Annotated in this window: 18 protein-coding genes; all 18 read right to left on the minus strand. The window is 39.0% G+C overall.

Going from position 1 to position 17,472, the window contains the following annotated elements; all coding sequences use genetic code 11:
• Nucleotides 1-7 precede the first annotated feature (7 nt).
• The 18 genes from RCG25_RS13975 to fdhF all read right to left on the minus strand — a co-directional run bounded on the left by RCG25_RS13975 (nucleotide 8) and on the right by fdhF (nucleotide 17,435).
• Nucleotides 8-835 (minus strand): class I fructose-bisphosphate aldolase, encoded by an 828-nt coding sequence (locus RCG25_RS13975; protein WP_308079426.1) that lies wholly within the window; start codon nucleotides 833-835, stop codon nucleotides 8-10.
• A gap of 34 nt (nucleotides 836-869) precedes the next feature.
• Complete coding sequence (locus RCG25_RS13980; RefSeq protein WP_308079427.1) at nucleotides 870-1,907, minus strand: zinc-dependent dehydrogenase; 1,038 nt, start codon at nucleotides 1,905-1,907, stop codon at nucleotides 870-872.
• Nucleotides 1,908-2,021: 114 nt separating this feature from the next.
• On the minus strand, nucleotides 2,022-3,299 hold the full coding sequence (locus RCG25_RS13985) for a TRAP transporter large permease (RefSeq protein ID WP_308079428.1): 1,278 nt from the start codon (nucleotides 3,297-3,299) through the stop codon (nucleotides 2,022-2,024).
• Between the two features lie 4 nt (nucleotides 3,300-3,303).
• Nucleotides 3,304-3,810 (minus strand): TRAP transporter small permease, encoded by a 507-nt coding sequence (locus RCG25_RS13990; protein WP_308079429.1) that lies wholly within the window; start codon nucleotides 3,808-3,810, stop codon nucleotides 3,304-3,306.
• Between the two features lie 68 nt (nucleotides 3,811-3,878).
• Nucleotides 3,879-4,940 (minus strand): DctP family TRAP transporter solute-binding subunit, encoded by a 1,062-nt coding sequence (locus RCG25_RS13995; protein ID WP_308079430.1) that lies wholly within the window; start codon nucleotides 4,938-4,940, stop codon nucleotides 3,879-3,881.
• A gap of 188 nt (nucleotides 4,941-5,128) precedes the next feature.
• Nucleotides 5,129-5,995 (minus strand): MurR/RpiR family transcriptional regulator, encoded by an 867-nt coding sequence (locus tag RCG25_RS14000; protein WP_308079431.1) that lies wholly within the window; start codon nucleotides 5,993-5,995, stop codon nucleotides 5,129-5,131.
• A 351-nt stretch (nucleotides 5,996-6,346) separates the two neighbouring features.
• Nucleotides 6,347-6,451 carry a ribonuclease E inhibitor RraB gene (locus RCG25_RS14005; RefSeq protein ID WP_308079432.1) on the minus strand — a complete coding sequence of 35 codons (105 nt, stop codon included), beginning with the start codon at nucleotides 6,449-6,451 and terminating at the stop codon, nucleotides 6,347-6,349.
• A gap of 506 nt (nucleotides 6,452-6,957) precedes the next feature.
• Nucleotides 6,958-8,328: a dipeptidase gene (locus RCG25_RS14010; protein ID WP_308079433.1), complete on the minus strand. Its 1,371-nt coding sequence runs from the start codon at nucleotides 8,326-8,328 to the stop codon at nucleotides 6,958-6,960.
• 154 nt (nucleotides 8,329-8,482) lie between these two features.
• Nucleotides 8,483-8,875, minus strand: a complete 393-nt coding sequence (locus tag RCG25_RS14015) for a J domain-containing protein (RefSeq protein ID WP_308079435.1) — start codon at nucleotides 8,873-8,875, stop codon at nucleotides 8,483-8,485.
• A gap of 179 nt (nucleotides 8,876-9,054) precedes the next feature.
• A complete protein-coding gene (locus RCG25_RS14020) occupies nucleotides 9,055-9,375 on the minus strand; it encodes a ribonuclease E inhibitor RraB (protein WP_308079436.1) in 321 nt (106 codons plus the stop codon).
• Nucleotides 9,376-9,417: 42 nt separating this feature from the next.
• Nucleotides 9,418-10,107, minus strand: a complete 690-nt coding sequence (locus RCG25_RS14025; RefSeq protein ID WP_308079437.1) for a hypothetical protein — start codon at nucleotides 10,105-10,107, stop codon at nucleotides 9,418-9,420.
• Between the two features lie 60 nt (nucleotides 10,108-10,167).
• Nucleotides 10,168-11,058 carry an ATP-grasp domain-containing protein gene (locus RCG25_RS14030; RefSeq protein WP_308079438.1) on the minus strand — a complete coding sequence of 297 codons (891 nt, stop codon included), beginning with the start codon at nucleotides 11,056-11,058 and terminating at the stop codon, nucleotides 10,168-10,170.
• Complete coding sequence (locus RCG25_RS14035; RefSeq protein WP_308079439.1) at nucleotides 11,055-11,645, minus strand: gamma-glutamylcyclotransferase family protein; 591 nt, start codon at nucleotides 11,643-11,645, stop codon at nucleotides 11,055-11,057. Before RCG25_RS14035 ends, RCG25_RS14030 begins: the two co-directional genes overlap by 4 nt.
• Nucleotides 11,646-11,656: 11 nt before the next feature.
• Entirely contained in the window at nucleotides 11,657-12,298 is a 642-nt protein-coding gene (locus RCG25_RS14040) for a hypothetical protein (protein ID WP_308079440.1), read from the minus strand.
• 404 nt (nucleotides 12,299-12,702) lie between these two features.
• Nucleotides 12,703-13,518: a formate dehydrogenase accessory sulfurtransferase FdhD gene (fdhD, locus tag RCG25_RS14045; RefSeq protein ID WP_308079441.1), complete on the minus strand. Its 816-nt coding sequence runs from the start codon at nucleotides 13,516-13,518 to the stop codon at nucleotides 12,703-12,705.
• Nucleotides 13,519-13,540: 22 nt separating this feature from the next.
• On the minus strand, nucleotides 13,541-13,891 hold the full coding sequence (locus tag RCG25_RS14050) for a Na-translocating system protein MpsC family protein (RefSeq protein WP_308079442.1): 351 nt from the start codon (nucleotides 13,889-13,891) through the stop codon (nucleotides 13,541-13,543).
• A 92-nt stretch (nucleotides 13,892-13,983) separates the two neighbouring features.
• Nucleotides 13,984-14,463, minus strand: coding sequence for a helical membrane plugin domain-containing protein (locus RCG25_RS14055; RefSeq protein ID WP_308079443.1), 480 nt, complete (start codon nucleotides 14,461-14,463; stop codon nucleotides 13,984-13,986).
• A complete protein-coding gene (gene fdhF / locus RCG25_RS14060) occupies nucleotides 14,463-17,435 on the minus strand; it encodes a formate dehydrogenase subunit alpha (protein ID WP_374120993.1) in 2,973 nt (990 codons plus the stop codon). Before fdhF ends, RCG25_RS14055 begins: the two co-directional genes overlap by 1 nt.
• Nucleotides 17,436-17,472 lie beyond the last annotated feature (37 nt).

Raw genomic sequence — 17,472 nt, forward strand, 5'->3', positions numbered from 1 at the left:
CTAATTTTTAGTTTACACTTGCAGGTGTGTTCATTAACTCGTTATAAAGTTCGAGTGTTTCATGAACCGTTCCTTTATGATGGATAATATTTTTAAACGCTTTTACCACTGCAGTTGGATTAGGATTATTCCATACTATTCTACCAAAAGTTATTCCTGTTCCACCAGCATCGATTACATCATAAACCATTTGGAAATAGTCTTCTATGTTATTCCCATTATCTCCACCAGCCACAACTACCTTCCCTGGCGTAGATTCAACCACCTTATGGAATGTTTCTGGATTTCCTGTGTACTTTGTTTTAACAATGTCTACTCCTAGCTCAGCACCAGCACGAACTGCGTATGCAACATGGTTCCAGCTATTCTTTTCATCCTCCGGAATTTGGTTTCCTCGTGGATAAATATGAGCAATCATTGGTAATCCATGGGCCGCTGCTTGACCCGCGATTATTCCTAAATTTCGGAGCTGTTCTGGTTGGTCATCTCCTCCCACAATACAACCCATGGAAACAGCATCTGCTCCTAAACGCACCGCTTCATCTACTTCTGTCACCCATGCATCATAGTTTGGTTGCCAAGGCGAAAACGTAGAGCATTTGAGAATAAATCCGGTTTTACCTGCATGCGGGCGATAACATAGGTCGGCAATTCCTTTGTGCATCGTGATGGCATCAGGACCTCCGGCTACAATTTCATCCATTTTCCGTTGAATGGGCATAAGCTCATCGAAGATTCCGCGTGCCATTGCCTGATCAACAGCTACCGCTAAAAGCTTTCCAGACTCTTGGTTCAATAAACGATTCATCCGAATTTCTTTTCCTAAAAATGCCATAATAAAACACTCCCATTCTCATATTTTAATAGTTTTATTGAGTAATAACTGATTTCATTCCATTACCGTTTCGTACATCTACGATCGCTTGCTCAATATCATCTAAGGTGTATCCTTTTGTCGTTAATACTTCTGTATTAATTTGACCAGCAGCTATAAGTGACAACGATTTATAATAATCCGCTCGCGTTAAAGCAGATGTACCATTCACATTAATTTCATTGTAATGAATGACGTTTGGATCAATTTCAGACATGACACCTTTAGTGAACCCAGCAAATAAGTTTAAGGTGCCTCCCTTTTTCAATAGATTCGCACTCGAATTGACGATGAACGGAACGCCAATGGCCATGATTACAACATCTGCTCCAAGCCCATCTGTTTCACTTAGGACAAGATCCTGTAAGGATTCGTTCTGAGGGTCCACAGCAAGGTTGGCACCTGCCAGTAACGCTTTTTCACGACGATGGGCGATCGGCTCGCTCAAGATGACCGACTTCGCTCCGGCAATTTTAGCTAATTGGACATGCATGAGTCCAATTGGCCCTCCCCCAACCACGACAACGACATCACCCATTTTGACATTCGCTTTTCTCTGACCGTTGATACAGCAAGCAAGCGGCTCTGCTACAACTGCCTCTTCAAAGGAAATATGATCAGGAATGCTCACTAGATTTCCAGCTTCTAATGCCGTGCTTGGGATCTTTACATACTCCGCAAATCCACCATCGAACTCATAGCCAATAGCTGTTCGGTTGGCGCAAACATTTTCTCGCCCGTTTAAGCAGTAATAGCATTTCCGACATGGAATAACCGGCATCACGCCCACTCGATCTCCGACAAAGAAGTCTTTCACCTGAGCGCCCACTTCTTCAATCGTTCCGACTAGCTCATGACCAATAATAGAAGGGGTTCTGACACCTTTTGTCTTTTTTCCTTCAAAAATCCGTACATCGGTACCGCATACTGCACTTGCATTCACCTTTACAAGTACCTCAAAATCATTTATTTCTGGTTTTTCCACTTCTTCAAGTTTTAATTGATTAGGTCCATGAAATACCGCTGCCTTCATATTGCCCTATCTCCTTTCATACCTAAAATGTACTATTCAACATATGGTGGTAATTTCCTTCATAAATTTTAAAAAAAATAAGAAGAAAACTTCCCTTCGTGTTTTCTTCTATTTTTACAAATTAAACCAACTGATTGGAGCCGTAATAATCTGTGGAACGAAAATAAAGACAAGTAAGACCGCAAAGGTCCCGAGTATCCATGGTAATGATGCTTTACTTAACTTCTCAATTTTTAATCCCGTTATATTACAAGTCGCGTATAAACAGACACCAACTGGTGGTGTCACCAATCCTACTGAAAGAAGGACTACTAAGAATACAACAAAGAACACAGGGTCAATTCCAACCGCTAACACCGTCGGCATTAAAATTGGTACTAGGATAAAAATGGCGGCTGTCGCATCCATAAACATCCCCACAATGATAAAGAAAACAAACAACAACAACATGATGATCAATGGACTATCACTTATTCCTCCGATAAATGTAGCAATCTTTGACGGGAGACCATCATACTCGAACACCCAGCTAGCTGCCTTGGCAGTGACGGCGATAAAAAGAATCGTTCCTGTTAGGTTAGCTGTTCTAAAAAAGATATTCGGTAGTTTCCTGAAAGTTAAACCCTTGTAAACAAACAGCGCCACAACTAAGGTATATAGCACAGCGATAGCGGCTGCCTCTGTTGGTGTAAATACCCCACTCAAAATACCTGCCAGTAAAATAACGGGTGCAAGCAAGGCTGGGATGGCGTGAACAAATTCTTTCCTAAACACACTCCATTCAAACTTTTGCCGGACTCCATAGCCATGCTTCTTACTGTAATAGTAGTTGTAGCACATAAAGATAATCGCAATGAGTACTCCTGGAACAAGACCGCCGACTAAGGCAGAACCAATCGAAACACCAGCTGTTGAAGCAGCAACTACCATCAAAATACTAGGTGGAATAATGGTCGCTAGCATAGAGGTGATAAGGGTTAGTGCCGAAGCATATTCCAATGGATATTTGTTTTTTGTCATAGCAGATATGGTAATACGGCCAATGCTGGCGATATCTGCAACGGAAGAGCCTGCCATACCAGCAAAGATAAGACCTGCTAGAATATTGACGTGGCCTAAACCACCGGTCATCCAACCCACTGCACTTTTTGCAAAATCAAAGATCTTCTCCGCTACTCCCCCTTCGTCCATAATGATTCCGGCTAAGATAAATAATGGAACAGCTACCATAATAAAGCTATTCATGGAGCTGTACATCGATTGGGTGACAATACTGATCGGTACATCTGTATAAAGAAGAATGGTGGCGACTACTGAAATACCAAGAGAGGCAGCAATAGGAATACCAATGAACATTAAGATAAAGAATAAGATTAATAGAAAAATCGACATTCTATTACTTCACCTCCTCTTGGATAAGTGCACGGTCATAAAGTAATGACTGAATGATATTAAGAATTCCAATGATGGCGGAAGCAGGCATACACAACCCAATAATCCACATCGGTAATAGTAACACCGAGCTTTTTTCACTTGTATTGATTTGCTGTGACAAAAACTCTATACCATAAATCAACATAAAAACAAAGAATCCAATCGAAGCGAGTGAATAAATCCATACCGACCCTTTTTGAATAAATTTGGGTAGCAGTTTCAATAATAGGGTGACTCTGGCGGATTCTGCTTTACGATAGCCAATCCCAATCCCCAGATATATTAGCCAGATAAAGGCAAAACGAGTTACCTCCTCCGTCCATGGCGCAGGCTTCCCTATTAATCTCCCAAAGATTTGCCAGATAACCACCACAAAAATGGTCATGGCAGTCAAGGACGCCACTGTATCCGTAATATTGTTAATGACTTGAAAGAAACGTTTAAGTTTACCTTTTTCATCCTTAACCATGTAGTTTCTCCTTTAGTTCAATATGGGAGGCGGTCCGCTTGACACATTGGACCGCCCTAATCACTTACTTACTCACTCTTACCAACAAATTCTAGTATTTTCCCGAAGAACTCATCATCTTTCACTAAGCCCTTGAAGGTTGGATACGCTTTCTTTGAAACTTCCACAAAGAGCTGCTGCTGATCCTTCTTTAACTCGTTGACTTTCACTCCTTTGTCCTTAAGAAGTTTAATCGCCGAATCGGCTTCTTTTGTATCGTAATCCAATGCCCACTTTTGAATTTCCTTTGAAGCATCTGTTAAGATTTGTTGTTGCTCGTCAGTTAAGGCATCGAATTTCTTCTGATTAATTCCTACAACCCAACCATCTGCCATATGGTTTGAAATGGTTACGTATTTTTGAACCTCATATAATTTTGCCGCCGTTACTACACCGATAGGATTTTCTTGACCATCAATTGTTTTTAACTGCAATGCGTTATAAACTTCACCGAAGTCCATTGGAGTGGTAACAGCACCAGTACCCTTGAAGAATTCTACCCATAATGGGTTGTTTGGAACGCGTAATTTAATTCCCTTTAAATCTTCAGGTTTGGTAATAGGATTCTTTGAGTTCGTAATTTGTCTAAAATCACGCGTCCAATATCCTAATCCATGAATATCTAATTTCGAAACGGAACTTAATAGGTCTGCCCCTAGGTCACTATTTAAAAAGGAGACAAATTGACTTTTATCATCGAATAGATATGGGATACTAATCGCACTAAATTTTGGTTCAAAGTTGGCGTAAAGTGATGTGGAAAGAACCAGCATATCAAGGCTTCCCGCTCCAAGTTGTTTGACGGCTGCCGCTGGGTCTCCGCCATACAGCGTTCCGTTTGGATGAACCTCAATCTTAATGGATCCATTACTTTTTTCCTCTACTACCTTAGCAAACTCTTTTGCAGCAACTGATACAGATGCTGTGTCGGGATCAGGAGTTGAAAGATTAAACGTTACCGTCTTACCTGTTTTTCCTGATTCACCTGATTTTCCCGCTTCAGATTTCCCATCCCCACTTGTTGAACTGCTACATGCTGCTACAGATAACATTAGAACAACCATCAATACTACAGATAAAAGCTTCTTCATTTACTCTTTCTCCCCCTTGTTCGTTTGTTAACGTTTTCTTTTTTGGTTATAAAAAAAGAATATTCATTACAAACTTAATTTTCTGAAAACTTTGTTTGTACCCCCATCATAGCATATGGTGGTAATTTCCTTCAAGATTATTTTAAAAAAAATGAATTATTTTTTCACAGGGGATCAAAAAGTCAAGTTTACATCTTTTTATCAATGGTAGACTTACGTGTTTTCTGCAGGTTGGCAAAGTACAATTCATACGCTTGATTGGCCACTGCGGCGACTAAAATATCAATAATCGTTAATTGAGCGATTCTTGAAGAAATGGCATCGGTACGGAATAGGGTTTCCTTTGATGCCGTTTGTAAGACAATGTCCGATATTTTCGTAATCGGTGATTTCGATGAATTGGTAATACAAATAATGGTGGCACCCGCTTCTTTTGCCAGTCTCATCGCATCTAAAACATCGGTATTGGAGCCTGTATGGGAAATTCCAATCACTACATCTTGATCGGTAAGGACACAAGCTGACATCGCCTGTAGAACGCTATCATTATAGGCAAATGATTTAATCCCTAATTTTAAAAGCTTATGGTGTGCATCTAGGGCAACCGTTCCAGACCCACCTGTTCCATAGAACTCAATTAGTCGGGCATTGGTAATCGCATCCACTGCCTTCTGAATTTCATCATCGCTACAAACTTCGATAGAGTCATATAAAGCTTGAATATTGGACTGAAATACCTTCTTTTTGATCATCACCACATCGTCGCCTTTTTCAATCACTTCATGGATTTGCTTTTCAGGTGCGATGACTTCCCTCGCTAAATGAATCTTTAAGTCTTGAAAGCCTTTATAGCCAAGTCGCTTACACAAACGGACGACCGAGGATTCACTCGTTTCACTTCTCTCGGCAACCTCTGTAATAGAGAGATGGATAATTTCCGCCTGGTTCTTTTCAATGAACTCGACAATCTTTTTCTCTGAATCCCGAAGCTTGGACATAGCTGCATTACTTCTTGTGAAGAATCCTGGATTCGTATTAATGTTTAATTCACTCACATATTTTCCTACCCTTCTAAGCAATTTTTATAGTTTCTATTCTATTATAACTATTCCATGTTTTCTACCAGATTTTCACTCAAACTTTTATGACTCAACAAATATTCCGTTCATTTTCTAAATTTTTTAAAAAATATAAAGTTTTTTCTGATTCATTGGAAGAGGTGCACATAGCCATCAAGCTAATTTTTCGACAATAGTGGAAATTTGGCCTACCCTTGTGATTTCTATTTCAATACTAAATTACATTCTAAAAAAGGTCATACTTTGGACCAAATGGACGGTTCTGGTGGATTTTTAGCCATTAAAATAGCGAACAGTGACAGTCACTGTTCGCCATTCCCTTGCTCTCTAATCTACAAAAACGCCCCAACCATCAGAATAACCACCATATGGTTTACATAAATTATCCAATTCCTTTTGAATCTTAACTATTTGATTATAATTTAATACCATTCTTTTAGAACAACTACATGCCCACTCATCCGTTCGGTGGCTTGATCCGGCACCGCTACAAAAAATTCGACAGATTGTGGTTACTTAAAATTTACTCCAACTTTAAATAGACTTTGCAATGCTTCTCCATCAGCATCATTTGGGAAATTCATTTGTTTTCCCACCATATTCTAGTACATACAATGGTGTAATTATAATTCACTTAATACTTTTTTACTTACCTTAAATTTAATGGCTCTGTTAGCATTCATTGTTGAATTTCGTTTAGATAGAATACATACGCGGAGAATTTCCGGCTATTTTATATAGAGGACGCTAAAGTAGCAGAAATAAGGGGAGAAATTCCCGTTAACTGCTCTAAAATAAAACAAAATCCATCGATTTGGATCATATAAGCGGAAAAACTCCCCTTATTTTTAAGGAAATAAGGGTATTTCCCAATTTAAGCGGAATTCTTCCGCTTATTTTTCGAACGCTTTGAAATCAACATTCAGTTATAACAGAGCCTACTTATTAAGAAGACCTAAAAAGGAACAAATAGTTAAGATTCCTTTATCAAAGTTTTCTAGGTTAAAGTGTTCGTTTGGAGCATGAAGATTTTCGTCTGGTAAACCGAATCCCATTAAGACAACAGGCGCATGTAGTGAATGGCTGAAATCCGATACAATTGGAATTGAACCACCTTCTCTTTTGTAAACAGGCGCTTTCCCATATACGGTTTCATATGCTTCTGCCGCTTTTTGAATCATCGGACTATCGATCGGTGTTAAAAATGGATTACCCGTATCTTGCAAAGTCACATTCACCGTGCATCCTTTTGGAGCATGTTCTTCCAAGTGCTTTTTAATTAATCCTTGAATTTTTACCGGGTTTTGATTATGGACGAGACGGCAAGTAATTTTCGCATGAGCCTCGTTCGGGATTACTGTTTTTGTCCCTTCTCCCTGAAATCCTCCCCATAACCCATTTATTTCTAATGTTGGACGTGAATTGATTCTTTCAGAATAAGGAAAATCGTTATTTTCACCTCCCGTTAATTCCGATAACCCTAATGTTTGTTTTAGCTTCTCTTCATTGAAATCTAAAGCTTTAATTTGTTCCTTTTCAAATTCGGTGAGTTCCACTACATCATCATAGAAATGTTCAACCTTTACTTTTCCGTTTTCGTCATGAAGTGTGGAAAGAAGCTTTACCAATAGATGGTTGGCATTTTGAACTCCACCGCCATACATGCCGGAATGCAAATCAGAGTTAGCGGTTTTTAGTGATAATTCTAATGCACAAAGACCTCTTAAAGAATAGGTAATTGCAGGTACTCCCCTGTCCCACATATCTGAATCAGAAATGACAACTACATCACAGGCTAATTTCTCTTTGTTTTCGGCTAAAAATGGCGGAAGATGAGGACTTCCGATTTCTTCTTCCCCTTCTATACAAAATTTCACGTTTACTGGTAATTTACCTTCTGATTTTAATAGTGTCTCCACTGCTTTTATATGTAAGAATGTTTGCCCCTTGTCGTCAGTTGCCCCTCTTGCATAAATCTTTTGATCACGAATCGTCGGTTCAAATGGAGGCGTTTCCCATAGATGAACAGGATCAACGGGCTGTACGTCATAATGCCCGTATACTAAGACGGTTGGTGCATTTTCTTGATGAAGCCAGTCAGCATACACAATTGGATGACCTTTTGTCTGGATGATTTCAACGTGTTCCATTCCAATCGATTCTAGCTTTTTGGCAATCCAAGACGCTGCTTTTTGAATATCCTCTTTATGCTCGGATAAAGAGCTAATGCTTGGAATTCTTAGTAGATCTTTTAATTCCTCGACATTTTGAGTATGTTCCTTGGATACTAATTCTGATAATTGATTCATGTTCTCACCTTTTCTCGTTAATTTTCAATTGGATTGACTTTAGATGTTATGTATTCTTGGGTCTCTTTTAGTTTGAACAAAAACCATTAATATTTCCAGTAATTAATTAAATATTTTCACTGATATTTCTTTCGTTAAAAACCGCAAGAACTTTTTACTTTCTCTTTTTTAGATAAGTATTTCTCAAAACTCTAATTAAAATAAGAGACGCATCTAAGGTTACAGATGATAAACTAAACTGTTTTCGAGTTTTACTCTTTATCTTTACGATTTTTATACTAGGATTAGTTTTAGCTGCGGATTCCTGTTTTTGATTAAGTGTTTTGAAATGTGCTTCATTAAAAAGTAAGTTGTCATACCACTTTCTTTTTTCAACATTTTTAAGAACTTCATATGCTTCTCTCACTCTTTTAAACTGTTCAGCATTCCCTTTTACTTTATCTGGATGTACTTCCTTTACCTTTTTTCGATAAGCTTCTTTAATCTCAAAAAATGTTGCATCAAAGGGTACATCTAAAATACGATAGTAATTACCAATGGATCCCATGATTTACACCCTCTTTCGGTTTAAATAGCTTTATGTTCCGTTTTAATCCTTCCAAAATAATATTCTAGTTTTATATTAAAAAGACCATAGGGACGGTTCTGGTGGTTTTTTAGACATTAAAAAGGCGAACAGTTTCAGTCACTGTTCGCCTTTTTAACATACATCTATTCGCCTGCTTTTTAATCTACAAAAACGCCCCAACCATCAGAATAACCACCATATGGTTTACTAACATTATCTAATTCTTTTTGGATTTTAACTATTTGATTATAATTTAATACCATTCTTTTAGAGCAACTACATGCCCACTCATCTGTTTCGTCATCTTGTTCTAAGAAACAATTGTAGCCTTCTCCTTTAAGTACTTGCGATAATTTTTCACCGGTGGCTTGATCCGGCACGGCTACAAAAAATTCGACAGGTTGTGGTTTCTTAAAATTTACTCCATCTTTAAATAGACTTTGCAATGCCTGTCCATCTGCATCATTTGGGAATTTCATTTGTTTTTCCTCCACATTCTAGTACATTCAATGGTGTCATAATTATCTACTTATTATAGACGGTTCATATATTTTTTCATAAGCGATTTCTTTCGTGACAAGGTCACTCATATTTTTTAAAAACTCATAAACGGTCATAAAACCTTGATGATTCTCTTTACTAGTTTTAATATACCCCCAATTCATTTCCACTTGAAGGGTTGGAATCTGGCATTGATTTGCGATATGGGCGGAAACACAGTTTGGGTTTAAGGCACGGAACTTATGGTCAATCCCAATATTCGTAATGCCATGATTCATGGCTATGGTTGTCATCTCGTTGATCAGTTCCCATTGACCGTGTATATTTTTCCCATTTCCAGTAGCAATCTCAAGTATATTTGATTTTGATGCATGCATGACATGTAAATCAATTAGGAGTTTAATCGAATGACGATTGATATAGGAAATCAACTCATTTCTGTATAAACTGTGCCGATCAAAATTAGCATCATCCATTACATTTCTCGTTTTAATGATGGCATGAAAATTTTCATTTTTATGAAGTAACGATGCCATCACTCCTGTATATGATTCCGATTTCTTGGCCTTCCCGTTTCTCATCTGACTGACCGTATGTGGTGCTGATATCATGATGGGGAGAGACCCCTGCAAAAAAACATGGGGATCACCAGGTTCAAACTGTTTCGTTATGTATTGTTCACTTTGTTTATTAATCTGTTCAATATCCATTTATTCTCCACTCAAAACTTAAATTCAATCACACGAATTAATATATCTTTTTTTACAGGTCTACAGCGGTTGTTCCAAACGCAGCTTACTTGTAATGAATTGAAAAATTTCGCCATAAAAATTAACGTCTGATTTTAATAACGAAGAGATCGCTGGGTTTGCATTGATCTCGTTGAAAATAAACCCCTTTTCTCCAAATAAAAGGTCTACACCTGCAATACTAACGCCTATTGTTCGAGTCACCCTGAGGACCATATCTTTTGTCTGATCATCCAGATCGATCGGAGTTGCCGTTGCTCCCAGTGAAATATTCGATCGAAAATCTATCTCAGAAGTCCGGAGAAACGAGCCTAGTATTTTATCTCCTACTACATATACCCTAACATCTCTACCATAGCTCGAATTGATAAATTCTTGGAAAAGCAATTCTCTTCCATTTATTTTCGCCAATTCCCTTATCGAAAGAAAATCTGTCTCATTCTCTATGAGGTTTACTTCTTTTCCTTGTGCGCCACTTGATTCCTTAGCAATAAAAGGTAAGCCGAATGACTGTTTCAACTGTTCAAAATTAGAATGGTCAACGGAGCAATAATACATGCACAGCGGTTGAGGAATCTGATTTTGAGATAAAGTTTGATGTGTTCGCCATTTATTAAGAGACAACTCTTGTGATTCTGCCGTATTAAACGTTGGGATGTTCTCAGATTCCAAAAATCGAACGAAATGAAAATCATAGGCACGAAATAAAACAAAGTCTGGAAGAGTGACCCCTTCACCATTAACAAATACATCGCCCTTCCCGTTACTGAACTGGATGGAGATTTCCTCAATAAATAAAATGTCTATTTTAAAATGGTGTTTTTCGGCTTCCTCAGCAATCCATTTCTGATAGTGAGGAAAAGTAGGTCGTTCGGCTACTTTCCTCTTGTTGATAATCCACCCATACTTCATGAATGTCCATCCTTAATTTTTATCCTTTTCAGATCTCTTTTGGGAATATTTGGAGTGTCTGTTGTCATTCGATAATCTTCCAAACAATCATTCCCATGTGTTAAAAAGGCTTTTTCTACCAGATTTAAATAATCCAATGCGATCACTGCTTTGTCGTGTTTGAGTCCATATTCAAACCTTTGCTTCGCTTCTTTTAATCCAATGTAAGCCCATGCTTTCCCGTTAATTGGGACCTCTACACAATCAGTTACATCCACCCGTTCATAATTACGCTCTCGTAGGTCAAGTTGTTCAAGAACGTTCACATTCACTTTAAATAAAACTCCAAAAATTGAACAGGTATCGTCTTTTTTAATATTTAGATAGGTTACGAATACATCCGGGCGTTCTCCTGTTTCTTTATCTATATAATACTTGTAGCCCGGCAGATTTTCAGAATTGGCCATTGCGACATTCCATGTGCGTTTGTATTTTCGTAATCGGCAAAACTGAATAACCTCTTCTTTGATTTCGTTCTGATCTAAATACACTTCAAGTTGCTGTTCGTCCACTAAAGAGCCGTAACCAAAAATATAATGGTCGGTCATTTTAAAACCTCCTACATATCAAAATCTGACCAACCATCCCAGCTGACAGAATTAATATTGTAATCCTTTGAGTCAATATCGTTAAACCGGCTCCAATCTAAATCGTTTGGAATCTTATAATTATGGAATTGTTGAAATTCACTGTTCAAATCTGGACATTTCCCATTAAGTGAAACTAAAAGCGTACAGTCAGTAAAATCTTTTCCTTGAATATGCGTAATTTCTTTCGTTCCGTAATTAAAATCGGATTCTTCTAAAGGTATATAGATGGTAAAAGGAACGTGAGTCACAGCTAATTTCCAGCTATTATTTTTTAGGTTTAAATCCACATTTTTTATAAAATGAGTTTTTTGGTCTTCCCGTAATTTCGTAAATCGGGCGGTAACTTTTAAATCAATATTAATTAAACGCAATTTTGTTGAGCTGTAAAAACGAATCGCTAGAACGGGCTGATTAGAATCATTGTAAAAAATATTACATTTCTTTTTAAACGTAATGATTTTCGGTGGAATGAACACTTTAAATACAATTAATCCGAAAAATAAAGATGGAAGCAGCATGGAGAGAATCTTCCCAATCCCATAGAGAATATAACTATAATTTGAAGTAAGTATGACTTCTTTACCGGGGACACTTCCACCTAGAAAGTACATAAAGGTATAATACCACCAGAACTTTAAGCTGTGTTGTGGAGGTTCGAAGTTTTTAAAGAGAATTGCAAACATTAAACTTAGAAATAGATTAAATAAGAAAAAATAAAAAACGAGGACGCTAAGGCGATGTTTGGCTAAAAACGGCCTTAAATGATCCAGCGTGATCGGGTGACTCGTTTCTTTTCTAAAAAAATGAAAGAAGAATTTGGACAATAGTAGGTTCCCTCCTTATCTAGATTTATTAACCCTAAAAAGCCGAATGAACCTACCGTATTCTACCATTTTCATAGTGAAAACGATAGACCCCAAAGAGGAAATTTTTCGTTGATTTTCCATTTATAGATCTGTTCCAATAATTATTATGATATAAAAAAGTGCCGCTTCAAAGCTGAAACGGCACTCCATTACGTAAGCGATTGAGTCCCCTGAAGCTCAATCCGATCCGGTCTTGTATAAATATTTAAAGAATGATTGCGAAGAAAACCAACGGTCGTAATCTGAAGCTCTTCCGCCAGTCTGAGAGCCAATTCGGTTGGTGCTGATTTTGATAGAACAATACCGCATCCTATTTTGGCTACTTTTAGTAAAACTTCCGAAGAAATACGACCACTAAAAACAATAATTTTGTTTGAAAGAGAAATTGAATTCTGCAAGCAATGACCGTAAATTTTATCCAGGGCATTGTGTCGTCCTATGTCCGTTCTATCTACGATGATGCCATTCGTGTCACAAAGGGCAGCATTGTGAACGCCCCCTGTATCCTGAAAGATTACAGACGACTCCTGCATCAGTCGCATTAAATGAAAGCATTGGTCAATAGAAATCGTCGCATCTACATTTTCCAGTGGTTTAACGGTCCTAGCATCATTATAAAAATAAAAGCTTTGACGGCTTTTTCCACAGCAGGATGTGACTACTCGTTTGGAATGGAACAATTCGTTTAATTTATTTACCTTATACGTTTTTACAATGGCACGCCCAGTCGTTTCTATAATCGTCAGCTCTTTAATTTCTGTAACACTTCTGATGATCCCTTCTGACGCTAAAAAGCCAACGACTAGTTCTTCTATGTGTTCAGGGCTGCAAACAAGTGTAGCGAATTCTTGCTCATTTAGGACAATGGTAATCGGATATTCCGTGACGATGGAATCCGTTACTTTGTGTATGGCCCCTGCCTCATACCGCCATATATTACTTTCCCTTTTCATTGGCTGATCCATACTTTTTCACCCCTAGTTACTTTCACTCAATCGGCTGGTCAAAAACAAATACAGTCATAGCAATATCTTCTTTAATATTAATATCAGAAAATAACCGTACTACCTTTGCACCCATAAGGTTTTCAAACCGTAAAAGGACTTCTGGCTTTTTATAGATTTCCTTCACAAATCTTGTTCTCGTTTCATGGACCATCTGTTCGCCATGTTCAGAAGTAATCATAAACTTCTCTACATTTGTCAGGTTCCCTTTCATTTCACTGATTGCCCAAGAACCAATAAATTTTGAGGTGATTTCCTTCGGACCATTGCCGACATATTCCTTCCGAATTTCGCGAACAAGCATACTAAATTGATGCTCCAGATTCTTTGACATTGACTTGTCCCTCCCTATCCATACCACTTAGTTTGATTCGAAAGAGGAAACCCATTCATAACATAAACGAATGGGTTTGCGTTTTTTTCAGATTACTCTTTTAAGCCTTCACCCATGCCTTTTAACAGGTTAAATCCAAAGCCTAAGACACGATTAATATCAGGATCCTTTAAGGCCTTCATTAGGTCAAAGAGCCCAAGCTTGGAATCCTCTTTTAATCCCTGCTCAGCCTTTTTCAATCCAGCCATTAAGCTTTTGGCGAGCTTACTTGTTGTTTCAGGATCCAGCTCTGTCAGAATTCCGCCCGCCGCCATCGCATTGTTGATCATGTTTGTAACAGGCTGGCGTGTAAGTTGACCGACCGCAATTTTTGCTGCTTTCTCTTTCGCTTTTAAAAGACTTCCAAAAGCGTCTAAGATTCCGCTATCGTGTAATTCTTGGAGCAAATTCAATGTCTCGAGCAACGAATCCTTATTTTCTGCAACCCCAGAGAGAAGATTCTCCAGGGATTGCATTTTCTTTTGTTCTTCTGTCAATTCTGTTTTTTGAATAACTTTAATCGGTTGTGCCATTACGCATTCCTCCTGTCATAGAAACCAGGGTTAATATGCTCGTTTACATCTGCAATCGGAACGTAATCGCCGCGTTCCCACTTGCGGTATATTTCAAGACCCATTTGCGGTGTACGGATCGCATTACGCGGATTGTACTTTGGAAGTGGATTTTCTCCGTTCATTTCAAGCACTTCCATCCGTACTTTCGCTTGTTTGTAAGCTGGTGTATGTGTGACGACATCAACTGCCCCACCAGTAAGAAGGTTCACCGCACTTTCGTGGCTTGATGAATGCATTGGAACATATACTGTTTTTCCTTGCACCCGATCGGTTACGAGTACCGGCAGTTTAATTGCTCCATATGGAGAGACTAGACGTACAAGTGAACCGTCCTTTACGCCTCGTTCTTCCGCTAATTCCGGAGATACCTCTACAAACACTTTCGGGAATTTGTAGTTCAGTCCCTCTGATTTCTGTGTTAAGTTTCCTTCATGGAAGTGTTCCAACAGACGTCCATTATCCAACGCGAGATCGAATTCCTGCGGGAACTCCATAGGCGGTACATAATCGAACAAACCAAATCGTGCTTTTTTATCAGGGAAATTAAAGCCGTCTTGGAAAAGGAGCGGCGTGTTTGATCCATCAAGAGAGCCCCAGTGGAAGCTGTTCCATCCTTCGAGCACATCATAGTTACACTGGCTGAAGAAAGGTGTTAAGCTTGCCATTTCGGCAAAAATCTCACTTGGATGCGTATAATTCCAATCAAAGCCCATCTTTTTCGCGAGCTGGGTAAGAATCTCCCAGTCCGGTTTACTATCGCCTAGTGGCTGTAATGCTTGGTACAAGCGCTGTACACGACGCTCGGTATTGGTAAACGTTCCATCTTTTTCAAGAGAAGGAGCCCCTGGTAAAATAACATCTGCAAATTGGGCGGTTGTTGTTAAAAAGATTTCTTGAACAACAAGGAAATCTAATTTCGCAAGCATCGCCTGTGTATGATTCGAGTCAGCATCGACCCAAGCCATATCCTCGCCAGCGATGAACATCGCCTTCATCTCGCCTCTATCTACCGCTCCGAGCATTTCAATATTATCAAGACCCGGATTTTCAGGAATTTTCACTCCATACGCCTTTTCAAATTTTTCACGGAATTCAATATTTGTTACTGATTGATAGCCAGGGAAGATATTTGGCATGGTTCCCATGTCAGCTGCACCTTGTACATTATTGTGTCCGCGTAATGGGTATGCACCAGCATTTGGACGCATCATGTTGCCTGTTGCAAGAAGCAGGTTGGCAATCGCAACAGATGTGTGTGATCCCGCGATATTTTGCGTGACACCCATTCCCCAACAAATCGCTGTTCCATCCGCATCGCGGATCATTTCTGCCATTTGAATTAATGTTTCCTTCGCAATACCTGTAATCTTCTCTGCCTCTTCCAAACTATAAGGCTCCATCATTTTCAAAAATTCATCATAGTGATTCACATGATCTGTGATAAATTTCACATCGTGCCATCCTTGGTCAATGATATACTTCGTAATAGCAGAAAGCCATACATAATCCGTTCCTTGTTTTGGACGAATGAACAAGTCGGCACGGTCACCCATTTCATGTCTGCGCACGTCCACGGTGATTAATTTTTGGCCGTGAAGTTTTTGCGCCCGCTTAATACGGGTGGCAAGGACAGGATGTCCTTCCGCAGGAGCACATCCCACGAGCATGACAAGCCCAGCACCCGCGATATCCTGAATCGTTCCAGAGTCGCCGCCAATGCCTCCAGTTTGCTGTAGTCCCCATGATGCAGGTGACTGACAATAACGAGAACAGTTGTCCACATTATTGGTTCCAAATACTTGACGAGCCATCTTTTGAATCAGGTAATTTTCTTCGTTCGTAATTTTAGATGAAGAAATAAACCCAATCGCATCGCTGCCATAGGTTTCTTTAATCCCGCCAAGCTTATTCGCAACGAGGGAAAGAGCCTCATCCCAACTTGCTTCCACAAACACATCACCTTTACGAATTAATGGTGTAGTAATCCGTTCTTCGGAATTTACATAATCCCATCCAAATTTACCTTTTACACAGGTGGAGACACTGTTTACAGGGGCATTTTCAGATGGTTCAATTTTGAGAATTTCACGGTCTTTTGTCCAAACGTCAAACGAACAGCCTACACCGCAGAACGTACAAACTGTTTTTGTTTTCTCTATACGAGTTTCACGCATAGCTGCTTCTACTTCTGAAACGGCCATGATTGTTTGATAATCAGGCTCTACCGCTTTGACAATGTCGATCATGGGTGTAAGCAAGTCATCTGAAATGCCTGTCATAAATCCAGCATTTCCAAGCATTGATTTTTCCATTAATGCATTACAAGGGCAAACTGTCACACACTGACCGCAGGATACACATGAGGATTCGTTAATGCTTTTTCCTCCGTCCCATAAGACACGTGGCTGCCCAGTTTCCCAGTTGATGGTTAAGGTTTCATTTACTTGAAGATCCTGACAGGTTTCTACACAACGGCCGCACAAAATACATTGATCAGGATCATAGCGATAAAACGGGTGAGACATATCTACTTCATAGCCCTTTGAACGATGTGGTCTAGTTTGGTGTTCGACTCCCATCATTTCTGCGGTATTATGTACACGACAATTCCCATTGTTATTGTCACATACGGTGCAATATAATAAATGGTTTTCAAGAATACGGTCCATGGCTTCCTCTTGGGCTTCTTTTGCAAGCTCAGAAGAAGTCAAAATGTCCATCCCTTCTTCAATCACAGTGGAACATGCACGCATAATATTGCCGTTTACTTCACACATACAAGTATCACAGCTCTGTACCGGTCCAAGAACCTCAGAATAACAGATGTGCGGATGCTCCATTTCCTGTTTTAGTAAATAATCTAAAATACGTGTTCCTTTTTCAACTTCATGTGCTGTTCCGTTGATAAGAACATTCACTTTTTCCTTCACTGTAAGTCCTCCTTGGTAAAAAACAAAGAAATCTATT

The organism is Neobacillus sp. PS2-9 (assembly GCF_030915525.1).
In the GTDB taxonomy this organism is placed as follows: domain Bacteria; phylum Bacillota; class Bacilli; order Bacillales; family Cytobacillaceae; genus Neobacillus.